The organism is Curtobacterium sp. MCSS17_005, from assembly GCF_003234225.2.
Lineage (GTDB): Bacteria > Actinomycetota > Actinomycetes > Actinomycetales > Microbacteriaceae > Curtobacterium > Curtobacterium flaccumfaciens.
In genome coordinates this window covers 413,480-438,314 of record NZ_CP126258.1, presented here as the reverse complement: position 1 = coordinate 438,314, position 24,835 = coordinate 413,480, and the positions used below count along the sequence as shown (strand labels likewise).

The 24,835-nt window shown below is 72.3% G+C and carries 25 protein-coding genes and 1 pseudogene; 10 read left to right on the top strand and 16 right to left on the bottom strand.

The window, feature by feature from the left end; all coding sequences use genetic code 11:
* Nucleotides 1-60: 60 nt before the first annotated feature.
* Nucleotides 61-1,266, top strand: a complete 1,206-nt coding sequence (locus tag DEJ20_RS02245) for a hypothetical protein (RefSeq protein WP_146245376.1) — start codon at nt 61-63, stop codon at nt 1,264-1,266.
* Between the two features lie 2 nt (nt 1,267-1,268).
* On the top strand, nt 1,269-2,075 hold the full coding sequence (locus DEJ20_RS02240) for a L,D-transpeptidase family protein (protein ID WP_258377109.1): 807 nt from the start codon (nt 1,269-1,271) through the stop codon (nt 2,073-2,075).
* A 99-nt stretch (nt 2,076-2,174) separates the two neighbouring features.
* On the opposite strand, the gene DEJ20_RS02235 is transcribed toward DEJ20_RS02240, so the two are convergent.
* Nucleotides 2,175-3,089, bottom strand: coding sequence for a LysR family transcriptional regulator (locus DEJ20_RS02235; RefSeq protein WP_017886480.1), 915 nt, complete (start codon nt 3,087-3,089; stop codon nt 2,175-2,177).
* Nucleotides 3,090-3,161: 72 nt separating this feature from the next.
* Between DEJ20_RS02235 and DEJ20_RS02230 the strand changes: the two genes are divergently transcribed.
* Nucleotides 3,162-4,184, top strand: a complete 1,023-nt coding sequence (locus tag DEJ20_RS02230) for an EamA family transporter (protein ID WP_258377108.1) — start codon at nt 3,162-3,164, stop codon at nt 4,182-4,184.
* Here the strand turns inward: DEJ20_RS02230 and DEJ20_RS02225 are convergent.
* Together DEJ20_RS02225 and DEJ20_RS02220 are read right to left on the bottom strand one after the other, a co-directional pair.
* Nucleotides 4,153-5,130, bottom strand: coding sequence for an epimerase (locus DEJ20_RS02225; protein ID WP_111234761.1), 978 nt, complete (start codon nt 5,128-5,130; stop codon nt 4,153-4,155). The genes DEJ20_RS02230 and DEJ20_RS02225 overlap by 32 nt on opposite strands.
* Nucleotide 5,131: 1 nt before the next feature.
* Nucleotides 5,132-5,800 carry a DUF4166 domain-containing protein gene (locus DEJ20_RS02220; protein WP_111234760.1) on the bottom strand — a complete coding sequence of 223 codons (669 nt, stop codon included), beginning with the start codon at nt 5,798-5,800 and terminating at the stop codon, nt 5,132-5,134.
* Between the two features lie 47 nt (nt 5,801-5,847).
* Between DEJ20_RS02220 and DEJ20_RS02215 the strand changes: the two genes are divergently transcribed.
* On the top strand, nt 5,848-6,762 hold the full coding sequence (locus DEJ20_RS02215; RefSeq protein ID WP_111030904.1) for a cation diffusion facilitator family transporter: 915 nt from the start codon (nt 5,848-5,850) through the stop codon (nt 6,760-6,762).
* A 112-nt stretch (nt 6,763-6,874) separates the two neighbouring features.
* Here DEJ20_RS02215 and DEJ20_RS02210 read toward each other — a convergent pair whose 3' ends face one another.
* Nucleotides 6,875-7,480: a hypothetical protein gene (locus DEJ20_RS02210; protein ID WP_111234759.1), complete on the bottom strand. Its 606-nt coding sequence runs from the start codon at nt 7,478-7,480 to the stop codon at nt 6,875-6,877.
* A 130-nt stretch (nt 7,481-7,610) separates the two neighbouring features.
* Nucleotides 7,611-8,900: an MFS transporter gene (locus tag DEJ20_RS02205; protein WP_111234758.1), complete on the bottom strand. Its 1,290-nt coding sequence runs from the start codon at nt 8,898-8,900 to the stop codon at nt 7,611-7,613.
* 81 nt (nt 8,901-8,981) lie between these two features.
* On the opposite strand from DEJ20_RS02205, the gene DEJ20_RS02200 reads away from it, so the two are divergent.
* A complete protein-coding gene (locus DEJ20_RS02200; RefSeq protein WP_181431481.1) occupies nt 8,982-9,860 on the top strand; it encodes a LysR family transcriptional regulator in 879 nt (292 codons plus the stop codon).
* Between the two features lie 72 nt (nt 9,861-9,932).
* Here DEJ20_RS02200 and DEJ20_RS02195 read toward each other — a convergent pair whose 3' ends face one another.
* The 6 genes from DEJ20_RS02195 to DEJ20_RS02170 all read right to left on the bottom strand — a co-directional run bounded on the left by DEJ20_RS02195 (nt 9,933) and on the right by DEJ20_RS02170 (nt 16,216).
* Nucleotides 9,933-10,730, bottom strand: coding sequence for a hypothetical protein (locus tag DEJ20_RS02195; RefSeq protein ID WP_146245375.1), 798 nt, complete (start codon nt 10,728-10,730; stop codon nt 9,933-9,935).
* Nucleotides 10,720-11,259, bottom strand: a complete 540-nt coding sequence (locus DEJ20_RS02190; protein WP_017886488.1) for an RNA polymerase sigma factor — start codon at nt 11,257-11,259, stop codon at nt 10,720-10,722. Before DEJ20_RS02190 ends, DEJ20_RS02195 begins: the two co-directional genes overlap by 11 nt.
* Before the next feature lie 128 nt (nt 11,260-11,387).
* Nucleotides 11,388-11,651 (bottom strand): hypothetical protein, encoded by a 264-nt coding sequence (locus DEJ20_RS02185; protein ID WP_071404886.1) that lies wholly within the window; start codon nt 11,649-11,651, stop codon nt 11,388-11,390.
* Complete coding sequence (locus DEJ20_RS02180) at nt 11,648-12,307, bottom strand: DUF308 domain-containing protein (protein ID WP_228513510.1); 660 nt, start codon at nt 12,305-12,307, stop codon at nt 11,648-11,650. The genes DEJ20_RS02185 and DEJ20_RS02180 overlap by 4 nt, the downstream gene beginning before the upstream one ends.
* Before the next feature lie 143 nt (nt 12,308-12,450).
* The gene (locus tag DEJ20_RS02175; protein WP_111234755.1) at nt 12,451-14,460 is read right to left on the bottom strand and encodes a lectin-like domain-containing protein; all 2,010 of its coding nucleotides are present in this window, start codon (nt 14,458-14,460) and stop codon (nt 12,451-12,453) included.
* Between the two features lie 109 nt (nt 14,461-14,569).
* Nucleotides 14,570-16,216, bottom strand: a complete 1,647-nt coding sequence (locus tag DEJ20_RS02170) for a glycoside hydrolase family 13 protein (RefSeq protein ID WP_111234754.1) — start codon at nt 16,214-16,216, stop codon at nt 14,570-14,572.
* A 106-nt stretch (nt 16,217-16,322) separates the two neighbouring features.
* On the opposite strand from DEJ20_RS02170, the gene DEJ20_RS02165 reads away from it, so the two are divergent.
* The 5 genes from DEJ20_RS02165 (at nt 16,323) to DEJ20_RS02145 (ending at nt 20,211) form a co-directional block, all read left to right on the top strand.
* Complete coding sequence (locus DEJ20_RS02165) at nt 16,323-16,889, top strand: NADPH-dependent FMN reductase (protein ID WP_111234753.1); 567 nt, start codon at nt 16,323-16,325, stop codon at nt 16,887-16,889.
* A 156-nt stretch (nt 16,890-17,045) separates the two neighbouring features.
* Entirely contained in the window at nt 17,046-17,558 is a 513-nt protein-coding gene (locus tag DEJ20_RS02160; protein ID WP_027464983.1) for a MarR family winged helix-turn-helix transcriptional regulator, read from the top strand.
* A gap of 112 nt (nt 17,559-17,670) precedes the next feature.
* Nucleotides 17,671-18,177, top strand: a complete 507-nt coding sequence (locus DEJ20_RS02155; protein WP_071404882.1) for a Dps family protein — start codon at nt 17,671-17,673, stop codon at nt 18,175-18,177.
* Nucleotides 18,178-18,185: 8 nt separating this feature from the next.
* On the top strand, nt 18,186-18,986 hold the full coding sequence (locus DEJ20_RS02150) for an SDR family NAD(P)-dependent oxidoreductase (protein ID WP_111101471.1): 801 nt from the start codon (nt 18,186-18,188) through the stop codon (nt 18,984-18,986).
* A 31-nt stretch (nt 18,987-19,017) separates the two neighbouring features.
* Nucleotides 19,018-20,211, top strand: a complete 1,194-nt coding sequence (locus DEJ20_RS02145; RefSeq protein ID WP_111234752.1) for an NAD(P)/FAD-dependent oxidoreductase — start codon at nt 19,018-19,020, stop codon at nt 20,209-20,211.
* A gap of 97 nt (nt 20,212-20,308) precedes the next feature.
* Here DEJ20_RS02145 and DEJ20_RS02140 read toward each other — a convergent pair whose 3' ends face one another.
* The 5 genes and pseudogenes from DEJ20_RS02140 to DEJ20_RS02120 form a co-directional block, all read right to left on the bottom strand.
* Nucleotides 20,309-21,379 carry an alpha/beta fold hydrolase gene (locus DEJ20_RS02140; protein ID WP_111234751.1) on the bottom strand — a complete coding sequence of 357 codons (1,071 nt, stop codon included), beginning with the start codon at nt 21,377-21,379 and terminating at the stop codon, nt 20,309-20,311.
* A gap of 70 nt (nt 21,380-21,449) precedes the next feature.
* Nucleotides 21,450-22,325, bottom strand: coding sequence for an SMP-30/gluconolactonase/LRE family protein (locus tag DEJ20_RS02135; protein WP_111234750.1), 876 nt, complete (start codon nt 22,323-22,325; stop codon nt 21,450-21,452).
* Between the two features lie 176 nt (nt 22,326-22,501).
* Nucleotides 22,502-23,335, bottom strand: coding sequence for a DUF1206 domain-containing protein (locus DEJ20_RS02130; protein WP_111234749.1), 834 nt, complete (start codon nt 23,333-23,335; stop codon nt 22,502-22,504).
* A gap of 127 nt (nt 23,336-23,462) precedes the next feature.
* A pseudogene (locus DEJ20_RS02125) lies at nt 23,463-24,179 on the bottom strand (RtcB family protein); the annotation flags it as partial.
* A gap of 30 nt (nt 24,180-24,209) precedes the next feature.
* Nucleotides 24,210-24,506 (bottom strand): helix-turn-helix domain-containing protein, encoded by a 297-nt coding sequence (locus DEJ20_RS02120; RefSeq protein ID WP_111225243.1) that lies wholly within the window; start codon nt 24,504-24,506, stop codon nt 24,210-24,212.
* Nucleotides 24,507-24,835 lie beyond the last annotated feature (329 nt).

Genomic DNA, 24,835 nt, shown 5'->3' with positions numbered 1-24,835 from the left:
CAGCACGGGGGGCGTCGCAGTGGATGCACCCTGTCCACCGACCGGATGGATCTCCACACCGTGCTTCGTTCTCGCATCACCGCGGCCGCCGTCGGCGCCACCGTGCTCGGCGTCTCCGCCGCCCTCGTCCCGACGGTCTCGACCGCCCTGGTGACGAGCACCGCTGCTTCGGCCATCGTCACCTGGACCGACTCGGCCGACGACTTCACCGCCGCGCCCACCGGCACCTTCCCGCTGACCGACCAGTGGTACTGGGCGTCCGTGACCGACCTGGACGGTGGCGGTTCGATCACCGACCACGCCACGCTGGACGAGGACGGCCTGTCCGTCTCCGAGGGCGAGGCCGTCGGCCTGGTCCGCGGCCTGAACACGCCCGTGCCCGCGAGCAGCCTGCCCGCCCTCGCCGCCGGCATCAGCATGACGACCACCGGGGCGACGAGCTTCGGTCTCGCGGTCCAGGAGGGCGGCGACACCAGCGCGCAGACCGTGATCTTCGCCACGGACGCGCCCGAGACCGGTGACGGCGTCGCCGTCGTCGACGGCACCAGCAACTGGATCGACCCCGCGACCGGCGAGGTCGAGTCGACCACGGAGCTCACCGCCGACCTCGAGGCCGCCGACGCGCAGGTCGTCGGGTACGTCGTCTACGTCGGCATCGACGTCGCCGCCGACACCACGGCCCCGCCGACGACCGAGCCGACCGAGACGCCCGCTCCGACCGACGAGCCCACCCCGGCCCCGACCGTCGACGGCCCCCCGGCACCGACCGCGCTGCCCAGCAGCGAGCTGAAGAGCCTCGCCGCCCCGCTCGAGGCGAACGGTCAGTCCCTCGCCGCCGACGCCAGCGGTTCGATCTCCGCGCTCCGCATCGACGACACCACGACGTACTTCACGCCGCAGCCCACCGCGACCATCGAGACGTCGACGACCGTGCGCGTGTCGCAGACCCTCACCGGATTCCAGGTGACGGGTGCAGGCTTCGCCCCGAACGAGTCCGTCGCGGCGACCATCACGCAGGGCGGCGAGACCTACTCGATCCGCACCAACGCTTCGGTGGCTGACGACGAGGGCGACATCGTCGTCGTGGTGGTCCTGCCCGAGGGCGCCGTGAGCGCCGGCGCGTACACCGCCACGCTCGAAGGCCGGTCCTCCAGCCAGACCGCTTCGGCCGATGGCGCCTTCGTCGCCGACCCGGCCGCTGCCGGTGACCCGGGCACGGCACCGGTCGCCGTCCCGGTGCCCGGAACGGCGAACTTCACGGGCTGATCTTGCCGATCCTCCCGATCGAGCCACGGCGGCGTGCGACTGTGATCGCCGCCGCCGTGGCCGTCGTCTGTGCGGGGGCCGTCGCGTTCGTCGCGCTCGGTCCCCTGTCAGCCGCGCCCGCCCCGACACCGACCCGGTCCGTCGCGGCGCCGACGCCCACCCCGACGACGACACCGGAGCCGAGCCCGTCGGCAGCACCCGTCGACGCGGTCGACGCCCCGGCCAGCACCACCGTCGCCGCCGTCACCGGCGCGTCCGTCCCGGTCAGCGCGAGCGCGGGCGGCACGGCGACACAGACCCTCGAGAACCCGCAGGCGTCCGGTGCCCCGCTCGTCTTCCGGGTCGTCGACCAGCAGGACGGCTGGGCGGAGGTGCAGCTCGCACAGCGCCCGAACGGCAGCACCGGCTGGGTGCCGACCAGCGCCGTCACCCTGACCGAGGACCCGTACGCGATCGTCGTCACCCGCTCGACGAAGACGCTCGACCTGTACAAGGCCGGCAAGGTCGTCGACAGCTACCCCGTCGCCACCGGCACCGGGGGCACCCCGTCGCCGACCGGTCGGTTCGCGCTGACCGAGCTGCTCGCGCCGACCAACGAGGGCTACGGCCCGTACGCGTACGGCACGACGGCGTTCTCGGACGTGCTCAACTCGTTCGGTGGTGGTCCCGGCCAGATCGGGCTGCACGGCACGGAGGACACGTCGAGCATCGGCACCGCCGCCTCGCACGGCTGCATCCGCATGCACAACGCCGACATCACGGCGCTGGCGGAGCGCCTGCCGCTCGGCACGCCGTTCCAGGTGCGCTGACGTTCCAGGTGCGCTGACGTTCCAGGTGCGCTGACGTTCCAGGTGCGCTGACAGGCGGCCTGGAGGCACGGCGTGCGCCCGGCAGTGGGCGCCACCGTCTCAGGTGGTGACGTCCAGGGCGACGGCGACCAGCGCCTCCAGGACGGTGCGCACCACGGGACGGACGGCACGGTCGGGGCGGACCAGTGCCTCGATGCGGCGTCCGGCACGGACGTCGGCGAGCTCCGCCAGGTGGAAGCGCCCGGCGGCCCGCGTGCCCGACGTGTACCGCGGGACGAGTGCGATGCCGTGGCCGCCCGCCACCAGGTTCTCGATGACCGGCAGGTGGATCGTCCGGAACGCGACACTCGGCGGGGTGTCCGTCGCCGCAGCCATCGCGTGCAGCACCCGGTCGATCGGGTAGCCCTCCGGCACGCCGATCCAGCGTTCCCCGACGACCTCATCGATGCCCACGCGTGCGCGGCCGGCCAGGGCGTGCCCGGGCGGCAGGGCCACGTCGAGGGGTTCGCGGAGCAGCGGCACGGTGTCGACCGATCCCTGGTCCGCCGGGCGGACGCCGTCCGACCGGTGCCCGACGACCACGTCGTGGTCGGCCGCGAGCGGTGCGAACTCCCCCTCGCTGACGTCCACGTCGACCAGGGTCAGCGCGATGCCCGGGTGCGCCTGCATCCGGGTGAGCACGCCGGGCAGCAGCAGTTCCGCCGCCGACGGGAAGATCGCCAGGGACACCGGCCCGGTCGTCCCGCCGAGGTGCTCCTGCCAGGCGGCGTCCACCCGCGCGATGGCGGTCGCGACCCCGGACGCCAGGCCCGCGAGCACTTCGCCGTGCGGGGTCAGCCGGACCCCGCGCCCGACGCGTTCGACCAGCGGGACGCCGACCTGCCGCTGCAGCGTCTGCAGCTGCTGGGAGACGGCGCTCGGTGTGCGGTGGGTGGCCTCGGCGACGGCCGTGACGCTGCCGCGCTCGGCGAGCTCCCGCAGGACCGCCAGCAGCTGCACGTCGAAGTCGACCATGCAGGGACCCTACATCGTCGTTCGCGAAGGTTTCGATGGACCTACAACGTCGCGGCCGGGACGATGAGGAGCATGACCACCCGAGACCGCCTCCTCGCCGTCGTCGTCGCCGTGGTCTGGGGACTGAACTTCCCTGCGACGGCGCTCGCGCTCGAGCACTTCCCGCCGTTCCTGCTCGCAGCGCTGCGGTTCACGATCCTGGCGGTCCCGACGCTGCTGTTCGTGCCGCGCCCGCGGATCCCGTTCGGGCGACTGCTGCTCGTCGGTCTCGGGCTCGGCGTGCTGCAGTTCTCGTTCCTGTACCTCAGCATGGCGTCCGGCATGCCGTCGGGGCTGGCCTCGCTCGTGCTGCAGGCGTCCGCGCCGTTCACGGTGGTGCTGGCCGGGGTGTTCCTGCGCGAGCGGCTGACCGGCCGGCAGGTCGTCGGGGTCACCGTTGCCGTGGCCGCCCTCGCCGCGATCGCCCTGCACCGTTCCCAGACCGCTGCGCTGCTGCCCGTCGTGCTCGCACTGTGCGGTGCGCTCGGGTGGGCGATCGGCAACGTCGCGACCCGGCGGGCGGGGGCCGCGAACCCGCTGCACCTGACCCTGTGGTGGTCGGTCGTGCCGCCCGTGCCGATGGCCGTGCTGTCGCTCGTGGTCGAGGGGCCGGACCGCATCGGCACCGCACTCGGCACCGCGTTCACGGCGGCGGCACTGCCAGCCGACCTCGGCCTGCTCTACATCGTGGTCGTCGCGACCTTGGTGGGCTACGGCATCTGGTCACGGCTGCTGGCGGCCTACCCCTCGAGCACCGTCGCACCGTTCTCGATGCTCGTGCCGGTGGTCGGGGTGCTCGCGTCGTGGGCGGCCTTCGGCGAGGTGCCCGACCTGGTCGAGGTGCTCGCCGGCGCCGTCGTCGTGGCCGCCGTGCTGTGGTCGTCCCGTCCTGCGCGGGGCATCGGGCCGCGACCGGCCCTCGCCGACGAGGTCACCCGACGCGCCGCGGCCGTGTCGCCGAGGTCGCACGACGTCCCGCCCGGACCGCTCGCGACCGGCAGTCCGCGCGATCTCGACCCGGCGCTCAGCCCCGGTGCTGGCGACGCTCCGCGATGATCCCGGCGAGCGCCCCACGCAGGTGCGGGTACCGGAACTCGTAGCCCGCCTGGGTCAACCGGGTCGGGACCACCCAACGGCTCTTCAGCACGAGTTCGGTCTCGGTGCGGATCGCGAACGACCCGAGTTCGAGCATCCACCGCCACGTCGGTACCCCGAACCGGCGTCCGACGGCGTCGCGGATGGTCGCCATCACGGTGCGGTTGTCGGACGGGTTCGGGCTCGAGATGTTCACCGGCCCCTCGATCTCCGGGTGGTCGCGGAGGAACCGGATCGACCCGAGAACGTCGGCGATGTGCACCCAGCTGAAGCGCTGCCGACCGTGCGTGGGCCGGTGGTGGTGGTAGGTGCCGGCGCGGAGCCGGGAGCGCGTCGGCACCCACGGCCCGTCGTACTGCGGCCCGCCCAGGCCGGCCTGCGCGAGCCGCAGGAGCGGCAGCAGAGCGCTGCCGTCGCCGAACACGATCGCCATCCGGAGCGCCATACGACGGGTGCCGGGCAGGTCGCCGCCGAAGAAGGCGTCCTCCCACGCGCGGGCGACGGAGACCGAGAACCCCTCGCCGATCTCCCCCGTCGCTTCGTCCTGCGGTCGGTCGTCGGCGTGCCGGTAGATCGTCGCGGTCGAGGCGTTCATCCACAGCGGCGTCGGGTGCTCGGACGTGCGGATGGCCTCGGCAAGCTCGAGCGTGGTGTCCACCCGCGAGCGCATGATCTCCGCACGGTTGCGTCGGCCGTAGCGGCAGTTGACGCTCTTGCCCGCCATGTTCACGACCATCGCGGCGCCGTCGACGAGTTCCCGGATGCGCATGGTGTTGCCCCACACGGCGTCGCCGGTCCGGCCGATGGTGACGACCCGGTACCCCTCTTCCGTGAAGGCGTCCCGCAGGTACCGCCCCACGAAGCCGCTCGCTCCCGCGATCACGACGCGGCCCTTCTGGTCGTTCATCTCATCCCCGTTCTGTGTCCGGCGCGATCTCGTACCGGAACGCCCCCTCGTACCGGTACAGCGTGCCGAGCACCGGCACGGTGAGCACCAGGGACACGCGCTGCTGGTCGGCTTCGTCATCGAATCGTTCTGTGAGCGTCACACGCGGGCTCAGGGCGGCCGGGAGGCGCAGATCGCGTCCCAGCGCTCGGAACGTGACGCGCGTGGAGACCAGGCGCAGGGCGCCCGCGTCCGGGCCGTCCGCGTCGACCTGCGCCCGGAGCCGGGCGCTGACGCGCCCGTGGCGACCCAGGTGGTCGACCAGGCCGTCCGGTTCGGCGGTGATGGCGTCCACCATCGTGCGGCTACCGGAACGGAACCGGAAGGTGCGGTGCGCGCGGACGGCGACCCGGGCCTCCAGGCTGACCCCTGACCCGCGGCGGACGCGAGCCGCGCGGTTCTCGACCGTGAAGGGGACGTCCCGCTCCCAGACCGGGAACATGACGGAATCGCGGGCGAACACCGCGAGCACCGGCCAGAGCCACCGACGTGGGGTGCCGACGACGTCGAAGACGCCCTCGCCGCGGCCGACGTGACCGGGCGGGACGGGGCCGAAGTACGTGCGGAGCCGGGGGTGCAGCCGGGCCAGCACGTCCGGCGGTGTGGACAGCTCGTACGGCGACCGGCTCACGGTTCGATCCTGGCATGTCGTCAGTGCGGATCCCTACGATGTCGCACATGGGACACGACCACGGGCACGGCGTCGGGCACGCCTCGGAGCGCGCCCTGCTCATCGCGTTCTGCATCTCGGCGGGCATCCTGCTCGCCGAGGTCGTGGGCGCCGTGGTCACGGGTTCGCTCGCGCTGCTCGTCGATGCCGGGCACATGGTCGTCGACACCGGCGGACTCGGCATCGGGCTCGTCGCGACGCGGCTCGCCCGCCGGTCCCCGACCGCGCAGCGCACCTGGGGCTTCCAGCGGGCCGAGGTCCTCGGGGCCACCGCACAGGCCGCGATCCTGCTCGCCGTCGGGGTCTACGTGATCATCTCGGCGGTGCAGCGGCTGTTCGTGCCGGAGGAGATCCACTCCGGGCCGCTGCTCGTCTTCGGCATCGTCGGACTCGTCGGCAACCTGGTGGCCTACGCGGTGCTGCTGCGGGCCTCGGGCGAGGGGTTCACCTCGCGCGCCGCCCGGCTCGAGGTCCTCAACGACACCCTCGGCTCGGTCGCCGTCATCATCGCCGCGGTCGTGCTGATGCTGACCGGGTGGGAGCGGGCGGACTCCGTCGCCGCGATCCTGATCGGCCTGCTCATCCTGCCGCGGGCGATCCGGCTGCTGCGCGAGACCGCGAACGTGCTGCTCGAGTCGACGCCGCCGGGGCTCGACCTCGACGACGTGCGTGGTCACATCCTCGAACTCGACCACGTCATCGCGGTGCACGACCTGCACGCGACGCTCGTGGCGACCGGGGTGCCGAACCTGACCGCGCACGTGGTCGTCGACGACCACTGCTTCTCGACGGCGCACGCCCCGGCGATCCTCGACGAGCTGCAGCGGTGCGTGGCGGAGCACTTCGACGTGCCGGTGGAGCACTCGACGTTCCAGTTGGAGCCGGTGTCGCACCGGCGGCACGAGTACGAGGTGCACGCGTAGGGTCCGCGCTCGGGCGTGTGGGCGTCGCGATCGGGGGCGCTCCGGCTTCGCGACGATCCACCAGGTGATCGACGCGTGGTCTGTCGCAGAACGGGTGTCCGCGGGTGCCCGGTCAGCAGTCGTCGGTGCGCGTGGGGTACGCCGTGATCACCCGGTCGGTGGTGGCCGAGACGATCACCTTGACCCAGGGCTCGTCGTCGGGGCGTGAACCGTCGTCGAACCGGACGGGTGCGGCGTAGCAGACCTTGCCGTCGCCGGCGTCGAGCGGGAACCCGGGGCGCGGGTCCTCGAGCGCCGTCTGCACCGCGGTGAGCATGGCGTCGTCCCAGTCGCGCGAGCCGTGCCCGGTGACGACGTCCCGCCAGTCGGCGGTGTGCCGCACCCGGATGTGCTCGTAGCCCTGGGCAGCGGTGCCGCACTGCAGGGTGACGCGGCCCAGGGCCTCGGTCTCGTACTGCGCGACGGCCGCCTGGGTCGTGGTGTCGCACCGGCCGAGCGCGGTGCTGCCGGGCATGTCCGGCCCGGTGCGGGTGATCGTGACGGTGCCGTCACCGGCGGCGGCGGGCGCGTCGCTCGGCGTCCGTGAGGCCGAGCCCGCACCGATGGTCGGGTCGTCCGCGCCCTGCCGTGCCGTCAGGAACAACCCGCCGGCGAGGAGACCGGCGGCCACCACGGCCGCGACGCCGGTGAGCACGGGACGGTTGCGGTTCCGGGGCACGCGCCCAGTATGCCGGGAGTTCGACCGCACGACGGAACCAGGCTCCGGACACGGCACCGCGCGATCGCGTGGTTCGGTGTCCGGAACCTGGTTCCGGGAGGCGACGGGTGGACGGGAGGCCCGCCACACGTCAGGCGCGCGCGGCCAGCCGGGTACCGGCGACGACGGCCAGGACGGCGACGAGCACCACGTACCCGATCAGGACGGGGAGCGTCGGGATCACCAGCAGCGCCGCCCCGACGGCCACGACCGGCACGGTGAGCCCGGCGTACGCGATGAGGAACGTGGCGGCGAGCACGCCGCCACGACGCTCCGGGCCGACCAGTGCTGCGGCGCTGCCGATCGCGGCGCGGAACAGCAGGCCGACGCCGGCTCCCGCGACGACCCCGCCGCCGATGAACCCGGCGACCTGCAGCAGGACCGCGGCGACGGCGAGGACGACCAGCCCGACGACCAGGAGCACCATGCCGAGCCGGATCTGCGCACGCTGCGACAGTCGGGCGAAGACGATCTGCGACAGCGCGCTCGCGGCGAAGACCCCGAAGGTCGTGGCCCCGGCGGCCAGGCGGTCGGTGACGTGGAACGTGGTGCCGAGGAAGCTCGGCGCGACCGAGGTGAAGAGGCCCTGGACGGCGAGCGCGGCGAACGCGGCTGCGCCGGCGGCCCAGAACGCGGCACCCTGCCCCTCCGGCGCCTGCATGCGCTGCGGGCGGTAGGCCACGGGATGCTCGGGACGGTCGACCGTCTCCGGTGCGGCCAGCACCAGCACGAACGCGACGGCCAGCGCGATCACGAACACCACGTAGGGGACCATGAGCGGCTGCCCGACGAACTCGGCGAGCGCTCCGCCGACCAGGGCGCCGAGCGACAGACCTCCGAGGTTCACGGCCCCGGCGGCGACGCTCGCGCCCTTCGCGGAGTCGCTCGACCCGGTGGCACGGACCCGGAGCTCACCGAGGTGCGCCGTCGCGGTGGCCGTCAACGTCCCGACGCCGAGGCCGGTGACGAGCCGGGCGACGATGAGGCCGGTGACGTCGTTCCAGAGCAGGAACAGCACGGCGGCGACGAGTTCGAGGGCGATCGACACCAGGATGAGCGGGCGCCGCCCGTGCACGTCGCTGAGGTGGCCCGCCAGGTACAGCGACCCGACGACCCCGACCCCGTACGCCGCGAAGATGACCGTCGTGGTGAAGGTCGGGAACCCGTCGCGGGCCTGGTAGATGACGTACAGGGGCGCTGGGACGGTCGCGAAGGCCATCACCGCGAGGAACGCGAAGGCGACGACCCAGAAGCCGAAACCGTGACGCCGACGGGTGTGGACGCGGCGTCCGCGGGGGGCGACGACGCGGTCGCTCGCGGATGCGGGAGCGGCGGCGGTGGCGGGGACGGTGCCCGTCGGGGTGTCGGTGACGGTTGACATGCTCCGATGATCGCGCTCGCGGTGCATCGAGTCCAACGGATGCGCTTGATGTGCACGATCGATCTGCTCGATACTCGGACGATGGAGACTCGACTGCTCGAACAGTTCGTCACCGTCGCCGCCGAGGGCAGCGTCACCCGTGCGGCCGAACGACTCTGGGCGGCGCAGTCCACGGTGTCCGCGGGCATCGCCTCGCTCGAGCGCAGTTTCGGGGTGCGGCTCTTCGACCGGACCGGCCGGCAGCTCGTCCTGACCCCCGCCGGCGAGGACCTGCTCCCCCACGCCCGCGCGGTGCTCGAGTCACTCGACCGGATGCGCGACCTGGCCACCGCCGACGACGCCGACCTGCGGGGCCGGGTGCGGCTCGGCATCTTCACGAGCATGGACATCGTCGACCTGACGGGCGTGCTGCAGCGGTTCCGACGGCAGCACCCGCTCGTCGCCGTGGAGCTGATGACCTCGCCGTCGGGGACGACCGGCCTCGTGCAGGACCTCGTCGCCGGGCGGCTCGACATCGCCTACACGGGCCTGCCCACCGTGCCCGCCGGGGTCGTCGTGGAGCCGTTGCGGGAGATGCCGTTCCGGGTCTTCACCGCGTCGGACCACCCGCTCGCCGGCCGGTCGTCGGTGTCGCTCGCCGAACTCGCCGACGAGCCCTTCGTCGACACGGCGCACGGGTTCGGCAACCGGATCATCCTCGACGGGGCACTCGAGCGGCTCGGCATCCGTCGGCGCATCGTCGCGGAGATGAACGACATGCCCGCAGTGATCCGGTTCGCCTCGGCCGGGCTCGGCGTCGGGGTCGTGCCGGACTCGGGGGTGCGGTACGACGGGGCGGTGCTCGAGCTGGAGGACGAGGTCGACCCGCTCCGCATCGGCCTGGCGGTCCGGACGTCCCCGGAGCCGAGCCGTGCGGTCCGGACGCTGGCGCGCGACATCGTGGCGGCACGGCTCGGGTGACCCTGTGCTGGCGGGTGAGCCCCACCGACGGACGGGAGACACGGGGCGGGTCCGCCGCGTGCCTCCCGGCCGTCAGTCCCCCCAGATCTCCCCGACGATCGCTGCGAGGAGCCCATCGGTCGGGAAGTCGGTCTGGTTGATCTGGATCGTGACACCGTCGCGCACGAGTGTCGTCACCGTGAGCGGTCGGACGCGCTCCGCATCGGTCGTGAACTGGCACATCCGACCGCCGAGGTCGTCCGCGCACGTACCGGCCTGCTCCGCGTACTCCTCGGGGGTGTCCTGTGCGATGTCCGCCGTGTGACTGACTCGGATCGTGATGTTCGCCTCGACTCCGGAGTTCTGCCACGTGCAGTACAGCCACTCGTGTGGATCGCGGAGGTGGCCCTGGACGCGGTCGTTGCCGTCGGGCTCGCGGGTGGTCCCCGGGCCGAAGACGGTCGCGGTGTGGGTCGCGGCGCCGAAGAAGCGGGCGTAGTCGGCGTCCGGCACGAGCTGGTAGCAGTCGCCTGGGATGAGCACGTTCGAAGCGGGCTTCGCCGTCGCCGTCGGGGACGGTGTCGCCGTCGGGGTGGGCTTCGGCACCGGGGCGCCCGTGATCGGGGCGGAGCTCGGCGTCGTCGCGGACGGCGCGGGCTCGGGCTGCTGGGTCTGCGTGGGAGCGGCGACGGGGTCGGCGTCCTGCTGCGACAGGGTCAGGGCGACGGCACCGGTCGCGGTGCCGACGGCGAGCAGCGCGACGACACCGATGACGATGCCGGAGCGGCCACGACGACGCTTCGGGAGCGGGGTGGCACGCTCGAGGACGTTCTGCTTCATCGAGACGAGCATGCGCTGCAGGTCGTCTCCCTGCGGAGGCTCAGTGTTCATCGTGCATCACCACCTTCTTGAGTCGTCGACGGTTGCGGGACACCCGCTGGGTGACCGCGCCGACCGTGAGTCCGAGGAGTTCGGCGGCCTCGGCGTACGAGTGCCCCTCGAGCAGGCAGAGCTCGCAGATGCGGCGGTCGAGGTCGGGGAGCGCGGCGATCTCGGCGCGGACCCAGCGCAGGGTCTCGCGGGCCTCGTCGTGGTCGGCGGGCGAGGCGAGGTGCTCCGGGAGCTCGTCCGTGCGGCGGCGGGCCTGCTTGCGCCCGGTGTTGAAGGCGTGGTTGCGGCACACGACGAGCAGCCACGGCAGCACCGTGTCCGCCGGCAGCTCGAGGGTCGCGGCGCGCTGCCAGAGCGTCAGGAACGCGTCCTGCACGATCTCCTCGACGTCGGACCGGTCGTCGACGAGCGCCCACGCGTAGCGGGTGAGGGTGGCGGCGTACCGGTCGAACGCCCGGGCGAGCGCGCCGGTGTCCCCCTGTGCCATCGCACGGACGAGTCCTTCGTCCGTGTCGGTGCCGGTCGTCACGTCCACATCCCACCTCCTTCACCCAGAGGTGTCGGCAGGACCCGCGATCCTGACAGGACCGTGGCGGATTCGTGATCTCGGGCGTGTCCGCCCGGAGACGTCAGCGGTCAGCCGTCAGCCGTCAGCTGTCAGTGGAAGTCGTCGCCGTCGCCCTCGCCTGGCGTCTTGTGCCCTCCGAGCATGTCGTTGTCGTCCTGCTCGCTCGACGAGGCGAGCTGCAGCATCGCGAGCACGACGACGACCACGATGAACGCGACGCCGAGGAAGATCACGGCCAGCTGCAGTTCCCGCGTCGAGAACAGCACGACGAGCCCGGTGAACACGGCGATGATCGCGGAGATCCCGAGGAGCTCGACCGGGCGCAGACGGTCACGACGGCTGGGGGTGGTCATGCGTGTGGTGCTCCGTCCGGGGCGACGGCCGGCGTGGCCGTGCCCCACTTGTGCGAGAGGCCGGCGATCACGTGGAAGACGGCCGTGATGGCGAGGTACGCGCCGAGCAGGCCGACGAGCACGATCGAGGCGTCGAGGGTGCCGGTGACCTGCTCCACGCCACCGAGCTGCTGGGAGTAGTCCGGCGGCGTGACGAGGAAGGCGACCGCGAGCAGCAGCGTGAGGCCGCCGATCGTGGTCCAGTCTCGGGCGAAGGGCGAGCGTCGCCGGGCACGGAGCCCCTGCGACAGCTCGAGGGCCCCGGTCAGCACCGCGAACGCGACGATGACCGTGATGAAGGCCGGCAGCCCGAACCCGTTGCACGCGAACGCGGCGACCGCGGCGAGCAGGGTGATGACGGCCTGCAGCAGGGTCGTGCGACGCGATCGACCGTCGAGGGGCAGTCGGGAGATCCCGGCGAACAGGAGCACGAGGCCCTCGACCAGGGCGAAGCCGCCGAACAGCAGGAGACCGTAGCCCGCGGCGTGGTTGGTCGAGAAGGTGATCACCATCGCGACGACCGCTGCGGGGACCGCCCGGAGGATCGGGATCGGCCAGTACCGCGCGCGCTGGGTCGCGTCTTCCACGGTGGTGGCGTCGTCCACGGTGTCGGACACGAGACCTCTTTCGGGCATGCGGATCGTGGATCCGATCCTACCGCCGGTGGGGTGGACGCCCGACCGGAACGGACTCGACCCCCTGTGGACGTCCACACCCGTGCGCCGGGACGACACCGCCGTCCGGTGCCGTCCCGGCGGTGTCAGGGCTGCTGCGGGTCGTCGGTCGGCGCGTCCCGGCGAGCACGACGTCGGGCGAGCCACCAGCACACGGATCCGGCGGCGGCGGCCAGGGCGGCGAGCGCGGCGGCGAGGCCGAGCCCTTCGGCGCCGGTGTAGGCGAGAGCTCCGACGGGGGCAGCCGCCCGACGGTCGGCTGCGGGGTCACCGGCTCCGCCGTCGTCGTCGGCACCGACGCCGGCGCCGTCACCGTCGTCGCCACCGGAGCCGTCACCGCCGGCGTCCCCGTCCCCGTCGTCCGGAGTCGGCCCGGTCGTCGGCGCGGGGCTCGGCGCCGGTCCCTCGTCGTCCGGGCCGACGACGATCGCGACGCCGGTGGACGGGTCGCCGCCGTCCGCGTCGGTCGGCGAGGTCGCCGTCGCCACGTTCACCACGTCGGAGCCGTCCCCCTGGTACGCGGGATCGAGCTCCGCGCGGATCCGGAAGTCCAGGGTCTCGCCCACCTCGAGCGACACGTCGGAGCTGCAGGTCACCCGCTGCCCCTCGACCGTGCACCCGTCGTCGGAGCCCACGAACCGCATGGCCTGGGGCAGGTCGTCGACCGCCCCGACCTGCTGCGCCACGGACGGCCCCCGGTTCCGGGCCGTCACGAGGTACTCGACCTCGTCACCGGGCCGCACGGTCGACGGCGACACGGACTTGTCGGTCTCGACGTCGGCGGCGATCACCGGTGCCGTCACGGTGGTGGTCGCCCGCGAGGCGTTGTCGGCCTCGTTCGTGTCGGACAACGAGGTCGGCGGGGCGATGGTCGCCACGCTCTCCAGCGCTCCGGCCGTGCCCTCGGCCACCCGGCCCTCGATCGTGACGACGGCCGAACCCCCTCGGGGCAACGACAGGTCGCTCGCGACGTCACCGGTGCCCGACCCGGTGGCGCAGGCGGAGCCGTCCGCGGCCGTGCAGGTCCACGTGACGTCCTCGACGCCGTCGGGCACGTCGACCTGCAGCGGGCTCGGGTCGGCGGCGTTCGGACCGGGGTTCCGCGCCGTCACGGTGTAGCGGAGCGGTTCGCCCGCCGTCGCGGTCGCGGGCAGGTCGTGCTCGACGGACAGGTCCGCCGGCTTCCAGACCCGGAGCGCGTCGACCTCGTGCTTGTCGACGTGGCTACCCGTGGCCCCGGCGAACCCGAGCCGCAGCGTGCTCGGCAGCGCGGCCTGCCCGTCGCCGTGCAGCGGGACCGAGTCGAGCACGGTGCGCATGGTCGAGCCGACCTGCAGCCGGACGGTGACCGCGAGCCCGTCGTCGTCGTCGGGCAGCAGGGTGATCCGGACCGTCCGGGGCGTGGAACCGGCCGTCACGGTGCCACCGGGTGCCGCGGCACCGGCGACGTACCGGTAGCCCTCGGTCCCGTTGCCGGAGCCCCGGACCACCACGTGGTCGGGCTGTGCTCCGGGACCGGACCCGTTGATGCGTGACGAGAAGTTGCCGTAGTGGTCGATCGCGACGGCAGCGAAGCCCCCGGGGACGCCCGGCAGGTCACACTGCCGGCCACCACCCTCGGTCGCTTCCTTCCGGCATGCGTAGCCGAGCCCGGCGCCGAAGGACCCGACGCCCTGCGCGGAGGCCCCGTCGGCCAGGTACAGCAGCAGGCCGTCGGCGCCGGGGTCGTCCTTCTCGGTGTGCATCGCGTACGTGAACTCGATCTCGAGCCCGGTGTCCGACGGGAACGTGTCGTTCGTCGACCACGCCCCTGCCTGGTTCCGGACGTCGTCGGTGAGCCGCAGTCGGCCCCCGGACACCGCGGCGTCACCGTGCAGGGCACCGCCGGACGCGCTGGAGAACTGGTTGACGTACGGGAAGTCGAGGGCGGCCGCACTCGACCCGGACGGCAGGACGGCAGGCGCCGCGAGCACACCGAGCGCGGTCAGGGTGGCGCACGCCGCGGCGAGACGGCGGACGACCCGCGACCGGAACGACCGCTGGTCGAGAGAAGGCGCTGGGGCAAGAGCTGGAGCTGATGAGGTGGGATCTGTCATGCCCCGATGCTCGCGACCGGGACGTCACCCCCGGGCGGCGGCGAGACGATCTGTGGAACGCCCCCACGGGCCTCCGGGCTGTGGAGGAAGAACGACGCGAGCGGACCGCTCAGGCCAGCCACACCGTCGTCTCACCCGGCAGCAGCCCCGGTGCGACCCCGTCGAGCGGCCCGGACGCGACGACGACGGTCCCGGCCGGCAGGGGCACCGGCGCGGTGCCGAAGTTCGTGACCGACCGCCAGCCGTCGTGCCGGGCGAACGCCACGACCTCGGAGCCGGACTCCAGCCACGTCAGCGCCTCCCCGCGCTGCAGCCGACGGCGTGCCGCGAGCGCCCGGCGGTACAGCGACAGGGTCGACTCGGGATCGTCGTCCTCGGCCTCGACCGAGGACTCCCCGAAGTCCTGCGGCTGCGGCAGGTGCGGTGCGACGTCCCCGAAGCCGAACGACGGCCCGGAGCGGGTCCACGGGATCGGCACGCGGCAGCCGTCCCGGCCCTTCACGGTGTGCCCGGTGCGGAGCCACTTCGGGTCCTGCAGCAGGTCGCGCGGGATCGCGGCGGCCTCGTGCAGCCCGAGCTCCTCGCCCTGGTAGACGTACGAGGACCCCGGCAGCGCCAGCATCAGCATCGTCGCCGCTCGAGCACGACGGAGTCCCCGTGCACGGTCGAGCTCCGGCGTCGTGCCGTCCGTCATGAGCCAGGCGTCGGTGTCGGTGCCGTCCGGCAGGCCGTAGCGGGTGGGGTGCCGTACGACGTCGTGGTTCGACAGCACCCAGGTGCTCGAGGCGCCGGACTGCTCCGAGGCGGCCAGGTTCCGCTCGATGATCCGACGGAACGCATCGGGCTCGAACGGGGCCTCGAGCAGGTCGAAGTTGAACGCCTGCCCGAGCTCCGTCGGCCGGGCGTACAGGACACGGCGGGGTGCCGGAGCCCAGGCCTCGGCGACCGCGGCACGGGGCGGGTCGTACTCGTCGAGCACCCGGCGCCAGGTGGCGAAGATCTCGTGCACCTCGTCGCGGTCGTAGAGCGGATCGGAGCCGTCGAGCGGCAGGTCCTGCTCGTTCGACGGCCGGTACGGGGTCGACAGGTCCTTCGCCAGACCGTGCGCCACGTCCACGCGGAACCCGTCGACACCGCGATCGGACCAGAAGCGCAAGGTGTCCTCGAAGTCGGCGCGGACCTCGGGGTTCGACCAGTCCAGGTCGGGCTGCTCGGGGGCGAACAGGTGCAGGTACCACTGCCCGTCGGGCACTCGGGTCCACGCGCTGCCACCGAAGTTCGACACCCAGTCGCTCGGCGGCAGTTCCCCGGAGGCGCCCGAGCCCTCACGGAACACGTACCGCGCACGCTCGGCCGACCCCGGCGAGGACGCCAACGCGGCCCGGAACCACTCGTGCTGGTCCGAGGTGTGGTTCGGCACGATGTCGACGATGACCTTGAGGTCGTGCTCGTGGGCGGCCCGGACCAGGGCGTCCAGGTCGTCGAGGGACCCGAGCTTCGGGTCGACGGCGCGGTAGTCGGCGACGTCGTAGCCACCGTCGGCGAGCGGCGACGGGAAGAACGGGGAGAGCCACAGGGCATCGACGCCGAGCGCTGCCAGGTACGGCACCCGGCTCGTGATGCCCGCGACGTCACCGAGCCCGTCGCCGTCCGTATCGGCGAAGCTGCGCGGGTAGACCTGGTAGACGACGGCATCGCGCCACCAGGTCGGGTCGGTGGTTCGTGGCGTGCTGGCCGGGGTCCGAAGCGTGGTCACGACGCCACCGTACTCAGCGGACCGGGAATAGCGCTCCCTACGATCGCATTGGTTGTCGCTGACACTTTTCCGTCCAGCAACAGCATCCCGCAACAGAAGGAGCTCCATGACGAACGTCCTCGTCCTCGTCGGCAGCCTGCGCGCCGACTCCATCAACCGCAAGCTCGCCGAGGCCGCCGCGCACCACGCGCCGGAGGGCATCGAGCTGCACACCTTCGACGGCATCGTCGACCTGCCGTTCTACAACGAGGACATCGACGGCGACACCCCGCCCGCCGCTGCCGTGGCCTTCCGCGACGCGATCGCCACCGCGGACGCCGTCCTGCTGATCACCCCCGAGTACAACGGCACCATCCCCGCCGTCCTGAAGAACGCGCTCGACTGGGGTTCGCGTCCGTTCGGCGCCTCACCGCTGTCCGGCAAGCCCCTCGCCGTGATCGGCTCGGCGTTCGGCCAGTACGGCGGCGTCTGGGCGCACGACGACGCCCGCAAGGCCGCCGGCATCGCCGGCGCGAAGGTCCTGGAGGACGTCAAGGTCGCCATCCCGCAGTCGGTCGTCCGCTTCGCGGAGACCCACCCGCGCGAGGACGCCGAGGTCACGACGCTCGTGCAGGGCGCGCTCACCGCGCTCGCCGAGGCCGCAGCCGGCACGGACGAGTCCGCAGCCGCGTAACGCGACCGACCGACGGACAGGAGGCCCGTGGCGACCCCGCCACGGGCCTCCTGTCCGTCCGGTGCGGACGCATCGGACGGTGCGGACGCATCGGTCGCCGCAGAACCCGGGAGTTCGCTAGACGGCCGAGATACGAGACGGGTTACCCTGAACGCCATGTCGACGCAGGAGATCACCGAGGCGTCCGGGTACTGGTTCCCGGACGACGACGCGACCCAACGCGGGGTCGCGGTGCTCAACGCCCTGCGCCGGTACCGATCGGCCGAGACGGCCATGCGCCGCCGGACCCGTGACTCGATGGGCATGGGCGAGACCGACCTGCTCGCCGTGCGTTTTCTGCTGCAGGCGCAGCGCTCCGGCACCGCCGTGAGCCCGAAGGACCTCGCCGCGTACCTCAAGATCTCGTCGGCCTCGACGACGATCCTCATCGACCGCCTGGTCAAGTCGAACCACGTCCGCCGCGACCCGCACCCCACCGACCGCCGGGCCCTCGTCATCACGCCGACGACCGAGACCGACGACGAGGTCCGCGCCACGCTCGGCGTGATGCACCGCCGGATGATGTCGATCGCCGAGGGACTTCCCGCGTCCGAGGCGCGGATCGTCGCCGGCTTCCTGGAGCAGATGCGCGAAGCCGTCGACCAGGTGGACCCCGCGCCGTCGCACTGAGCGGCACCGCGCCGAAGACCTCGGGGGACGCTGCCTCCGAGCGCACTGAGAGCGTGCACTGCGGCACCGCGTAGACCGGAACGGTCACACCGACGCGAAAGGAGCCACAACCATGCACGCTTCGGACAAGATGGCCAAGAACCTCCAGGCGGTCCTCGTGGACCTCATCGACCTGCACCTGCAGGGCAAGCAGGCCCACTGGAACATCCTGGGCACCAACTTCCGCGACCTCCACCTGCAGCTCGACGAGATCGTCGACGCAGCGCGTGAGTTCGCCGACGACACCGCCGAGCGCATGCGTGCGCTGTACCTCGTGCCGGACGGCCGCTCGGCGACCGTCTCCGCGGGCAGCCACCTCGACGCGTTCCCCTCGGGCGAGATCACCACGCACGACGCCATCGACCAGGTCACGCTCCGGCTGTACCAGGCGACCGGCACCATGCGTGACGTCCACGACGAGGTCGACGACGAGGACCCGACGACCGCGGACCTGCTCCACGGCTTCATCGAGCGCCTCGAGCAGCTCGCGTGGATGGTCTCCGCCGAGAACCGCGCACCCAGCACCCCGCTGGCCTCCGCGACCACGCCCGCCGTCGCCGACGCGTCGGCACACGCGTAGGGGCCCGGGTGGACCTCGGTATCCAGGGCAAGACCGCGCTCGTCTTCGGCGGCGACTCCGGCATCGGCTGGAACACGGCGCGCATCCTCCTGGCAGAGGGTGCGACCGTGGTCGTCACCGACATCGACCAGAGCCGTCTGGACACCAGTGCGGACCAGCTCGAGGCGCCGATCGGCAAGCTGCACGCCTTCGCCGCCGACGTCCGGAGCGCCGAGAGCCTCGCCGCCCTGCACGACAAGGTGCGCGAAGCCGTCGGCGAGATCGACATCCTGGTGCAGTCCTCGGGCGTCACCGGCGCCCAGGGCATGTTCCACGAGATCGACGAGGCCGGATGGGCGGAGACGATCGACATCGACCTGATGGGGCCGGTGCGGATCACCCGCGAGTTCATCGGCGACCTGCGCCAGGGCGGCTGGGGACGCATCGTCTACCTGGTGTCCGAGGACGCCTCGCAGCCGTACGACGACGAGCTGCCCTACTGCGCCGCGAAGGCCGGGGTGCTCTCGTTCGCGAAGGGCCTGTCGCGCTCCTACGCCTCCGAGGGCCTGCTGGTGAACACGGTCTCCCCCGCGTTCATCCACACGCCGATGACCGACGCGATGATGGACAAGCGGGCCAAGCAGCGCGGGACCTCGTTCGACGAGGCCATCGGCAGCTTCCTCGAAGAGGAGCGGCCGTACATGGAGCTCAAGCGCCGCGGCGAGCCGGAAGAGGTCGCGAACGTCGTGGCCTTCCTGTGCTCGGATCTGGCCAGCTTCGTGAACGGCGCCAACTACCGGGTCGACTCCGGCTCGGTCGCCACGATCTGATCGTGGCACCTCAGCACCGCCAGGAGGCGTCATGACCGACTTCCGCTACCTCATCGTCGGCGGCGGGATGGTCGCCGACGCCGCTGCCCGCGGCGTCCGTGAGCTCGACACCGACGGGTCGATCGGCATCCTCAGCCAGGACGTCGACCGGCCCTACGCCCGGCCCGCGCTGTCGAAGAAGCTCTGGACCGACCCGGACTTCAGCTGGGACGACAAGGTCGACCTGCACACCGAGGAGACCGGGGCGCAGTTCGTCCTGGGCACCGTGGTCACCGCGATCCACCGTGCCGCGAAGACCGTCACCACCGCCGACGGCGCGACCCACGGATACGAGCGGCTCCTGCTCGCGACCGGCGGGAAGCCCCGCGGGCTGCCGGGGCTGTCCCCGTCGGCACGCGTGCTCGACTACCGCAGCGCTTCGGACTACCGCCGGCTGCGCGGGCTCGCGGACGCCGGGGCCCACGTCGCCGTCGTCGGCGGCGGGTACATCGGCCAGGAGATCACGGCGGGCATCGTGCAGAACGGCGCACGCGTCACGCTGGTCGACCCGGACGAGGTCGTCGGCGGACGGATGTTCCCGGAGGACCTGGCCCGGGCGTTCCAGCAGCGCTTCGTCGACCACGGCGTCGAGCTCCGCACCGGCCGCCGGGTGTCCGAGGGCACCGAGACGGCCGACGGCGTGCGGCTGACGCTCGACGACGGCTCCGTGGTCGAGGCCGACGCGGTCGTCGCCGGACTCGGCATCGAACCCGCGACGCAGCTCGCCGCCGACGCCGGACTCACCGTCCACGACGGCATCGTGGTGACCTCGACGCTGCTCACCGACGACGACTCCGTGTTCGCCGCCGGCGACGTCGCCGAGTACCCGGACCGCATCCTCGGCACCCGCCGGGTGGAGCACGTCGACAACGCCCAGCAGCAGGGTCGGCAGGCCGGCCGCAACCTGGCCGACGCCGACGAGACCTACGACCACACGCCGATGTTCTACTCCGACGTCTTCGACATGGGGTACGAGGCCGTGGGGCAGGTCAGCTCGAAGCTCCGCACCGTCGAGGACTGGCAGGACCCCACCGTGACCGGCGTCGTCTACTACCTGGACGACGACGACACGGTCCGGGGCGTGCTGCTCTGGAACGTGTGGGACAAGACCGACGAGGCCCGCAAGGTGCTCGCCGAGGCGAACGCGCTGACGCCCGACATGCTGCCGGGCCGCATCACGCCCTGACCGCGCGCCCGTCGCGGTGGTCGCGACCGCCTGGAGGCCCGGTGCCGGTCCGTCGGACCGGCACCGGGCCTCCAGGCTGTCGCTTCGACCGTGCTCGCTACTTCGACTCCGGCGCGACCTCGTCGACGACCGCCCGGCGGTCCGCCGGGTCGACCGGCAGGTCGTCGCCGTCCGCCATCGCGACGGCGTGGGCGGACTTGGCCGCCTCGAGCGTCTCGTCGTCGTTCCGGGCCATCCCGAACAGCTCGACGAACCGCGACTTCACCAGCAACCAGGCGTCCCCCGGGCTGAGCCGGGCCAGGTCGGACGACGTCGAATAGTCGCGCACCCGCTGCAGCGACGACACGCCCCGGTCGGGGATCCGGTGGTCGACGTGCGCCACGGCGAGCCGCGCGACCGCGTCGGCCTGTGCGTGCATGACCGAGTGTGCGCCGTCGACGACCTCGCGGAGGACCGCGTACGGGAACACCCGCGCCAGCCGACGGACCCAGTCCCGCGGCACCATCGCGTCGTGCTCACCGCGGACGATCAGGGTGCGGGCCTGCACGTGGGCGGCGCGCTCCTCGATCGGGAACGCGATCATCCGTGGCAGGACCTTCCGGAACCAGTGCCAGCCGCACAGTGCGTACGCCGTGATGCCGTGCCAGCGGACCGCGGCGGGCTCGTGCAGCGTCGACCGCAGGAACCGGAACGCCGACTGCCGGACCGTGCGCGCCGACGAGTCGACCACCGGGCTGATGAGCACGAGGTCGGAGATCCCCGGACGGCGGGCGGCGACCTCGGTGACGACCTGCGTGCCCATCGAGTGCCCGACCAGGACCGGGTCCTGGAGCCCGAGGTCGTCGATGACCCGCTCGACCGCGTCGGCGTAGCGCTCGATCGAGACCTTCCCGCGGAACCGCGGGACGCCGGCGAACCCCGGCAGGTCGAGCGCGTGCACCGGACCGTTCTCGTTGAGGTGCGGGGCGAGCCGCTCGTAGTAGGTCGACGCGATGCCCAGTCCCGCGACCAGCACGAAGGCCCGCTCGCCGGGCTCACCGATCGAGCTCACCCGGACGTAGGTGCCGTCGACCGCGACCCGGTCCACCTGCACCGTGACGTCGGCGTCCTCGGCCTGGGCGAGCTCGCCGGCCGGATCCGCCCGGGGTGCCTGGCGTTCGTCGTCCACGTGGGTCTCCTCCGGTCGGGCGGTCGCCCAGGATACCCGGCCGCCGTCCGCGCGGGCGGCGACGACGTGCTCAGCCGCTGAAGGTGTTCGCGGGGAACCCGTGCACCGTCGTCGGCACCGCGAAGACCGCCCCGGACCGCGGCGCCTGCTCCAGGTCCTGCTCGGTGAGGTTCTCGCGGGCCGTCCCGACGAAGAGCGTCGACATGTCCGGACCGCCGAACGCCACCGACGTCGGGTTGGCGACGGGGAGTTCCACCGTCTCCAGGTGCGAGCCGTCGGGCCCGTAACGCTCAACGCGAGAACCGCCGTAGATCGCGCTCCAGAAGCAGCCCTCATCGTCGCGGACCAGGCCGTCGTGCGCGTGACCGACGATGAACGGCTCGAGCTCGCCGAGCTCGCCGTCCGGGCCGTACGACCCGCGGAAGACCGTCGAGGCACTGGTGTCGGTGACGTACATCGTGCTGCCGTCCTCCGACCACTCCATGCCGTTCGTCACGCCGAAGCCGCCGCGGAGCACCCGGGTCGTGCCGTCGGCCTCGATCGAGTAGAGCGCCGCGTCGGGTTCGCCGGTCGTCACGTTCATGCTGCCGACCAGGAACCGGCCGAACGGGTCGCACTTGCCCTCGTTGAACCGGTTGCCCGAGGTGCTGTGGGTGACGCGGGCGATCTCGCGCTCCACGGCACCCTGCTCGTCCGTCACCACGACGGTGTCGCCGAGGGCCGCGACGAACCCGCCGGAGGCCCGGGGCTGGAAGCTCGCCAGCGGGGGCGGCAGCGCCACGCTCGACCGCACGGTGCCGTCGGCCTCGGCGGTGTTGAGGGTGCCGAGGGTGATGTCGGCCCACCGGAGCAGCTGTGCGGACGGGTCCCAGACGATGCTCTCGGCGAGGACCGCTCGGGCGTCGGCGAAGACGGTCGCGGGGCCGGTCGTGACGTTGGTGCTCATCGACCCCGTCTACCGCGGGGGCGGTCCGTGCTCGCTCAGGCGGCTCGGCGGCGCGGCGGCGGCTGCGGCGGCGAGTTCACGGGCGCAGCGACACCTCACGCCCGCTTCGGCCCGTGAGGTGTCGCGCAGCGCGAAAGTCCGCGCCGGTCCGGCCCGGTCGTCCATGCGCCCGCGGGTCAGAGGCGGGCGAACCGCGCGCGGAAGAAGCTGTAGACGCCGAAGGCCAGGAACCCGATGCCGATCGCAACGAGGACGAACACCCCACCGGGCATGCTCCGCACCGCGTCGAACGCGGCGTCGAGGCCGGTGGCCTGGTCGGGGTCGCTCTGCAGCCCCGCGACGGCGATGAGCACGCCCACGATGACCACGGCGATGCCCTTGCCGACGTACCCGACGACGCCGAGCACGGTGACCACGCGGTCGAGCTGGCCCGACGGTCGCGTGATCTGCTTGCGGAACGACCGGCGGCAGCCGATCACCACGAGGCCGATGCCGACCGCGGCCGCGATCGCCCCGGCGAGGAGCAGCACGAACACCCCGCCCGGCGTCGCCAGGGTCTTCGCCGCGGCACTCTGCGACGAGCTGCTCGAGCTCGACCCGGCGCCGAGCGCGTACGAGGCCGCCGAGTAGGCGATCACGCCGTAGACCACGGCCTTCGCGACGTCCTTCAGCCGGGCGAGCCAGCCCCGGGTGGTGTCGGAACGGCCGCCGACGATCGCCTCGACGACCAGACGCACGGTGAGTGCGGCGGTGCCGACGGCGATCAGCCAGAGCAGGAACACCCCGCCGGGGACCGCGGCGATCTGCTGCAGCGCACCGGACTGGTCCGTCTCGCCGCCGGAGGACGCGTTGCCGATGCCGAGCAGGATCGCCAGGTACCCGATCAGCAGGTGGACGATGCCGCTGCCGACGAACCCGGCGCGTGCCGTGAGCTCGAACCAGCGGCTGTCGGCCGCCCGCCGGACCTGTCGTCCGGTTTCCTTCGCTGCGTGCTCCGCCGTGTCGCTCATCACGGCCCAGCGTGCCCGACGCGTGGCGTCCTGTCCGGGGCGCGCCGGGCCGTGCGGTCCGCCCCGTGGCGGACGGGAGGCCCGTGGCGGTGCCGCCACGGGCCTCCCGTCCGCCGGTGGGCGCGTCTCAGTCGCCCTTCACGTTGACGACCTGCCGCAGGGTGTGCCGGATCGACACGAGGTCCTCGGCGTCCGCCATGACCTGGTCGATCGGCTTGTAGGCCGCCGGGATCTCGTCGAGGAACGCGTCGGTGTCGCGGTACTCGATGCCGGCCATCGCCTCGCGCAGCTGCTCGTGGGTGAAGGTCCGCCGAGCCGCGCTCCGCGAGAACAGCCGGCCGGCACCGTGCGGGGACGACTCGAGCGAGGGCTTGTTGCCGAGCCCCTCGACCACGTACGAGGCGGTGCCCATCGACCCGGGGATCAGACCGGGCTGACCGGCCTTCGCCTGGATCGCACCCTTGCGTGAGACCCACACGGACTTGCCCCAGTGCGTCTCACGCTGCGTGAAGTTGTGGTGGCAGTTGATCCGCTCGCGCTCGTCGACGGGCGTGCCGACGGCCTCGGACAGCTGCCGGACGACGCGGTCCATCATCTCCTCGCGGTTGAGCAGCGCGAAGTGCTGGGCCCACCGGAGCTCGGCGATGTACCGGTCGAACTCCGGCGTGCCCTCGACCAGGTACGCCAGGTCGGGGTCCGCCAACTGGATCCACCACCGCTCCATGGCCTTCTTGGCGACCTTGATGTGCCGCTGCGCGATCTTGTTGCCGACGCCCCGCGACCCGGAGTGCAGGAAGAGCCAGACGCGGTCCTGCTCGTCGAGGGAGACCTCGATGAAGTGGTTTTCTAGCGGTTGAGGGGTGTCAACCACTGGTCAAGTGACAACCTTACGCCCGTCGGGGCCCTGAGTCGCATCCGCGATCGGGTCGCCTTCCCGATGGTCCAGTAGGCCAATCAAGTCCGAGAGGTCTACCCCAAGCGCCCTGCAGAGGCGCCACCAAGAATCGATCGTCCCGCCTCGCGTCTGGTCGTCCCGCAGCAACCTGATGACCGTACGACGATCCAGCCCGGTGCTGACCGCGAGCGCGTCGAACGTCATCCCCACACGGATGCGCTGCGCCTCGACAGCCTCACGCAGCGCGCTGACGTTTGGCCGATCGGGGGTGTCCACCGCTCGACGTTGGTGCAAACCACATCTCGACGCAGTGGCAAAAATGCCACTATCGTGAACACGCGCGCCACTCGACCGCGAGCACCATGCCACGAACCTGCCATCGAGGGGCGACGGCGAATCAGGCCTCGCTGCAAACGAAGGGACACTCGTGCCGGTCTCCAACGATCTCCCCTCCCGCGGGCCATCACCCGCTGTCCGATATGTCGATGCTGCCGACTTCGGCGCTCACCCTGTCGCATGGGTGGTCGTCATGAATGGCGGTGGACAGATTGTCCTCACTGTCGAGGGCATTCCATACGCCCGGGTTGAGCCCATGGGCCTGCTCG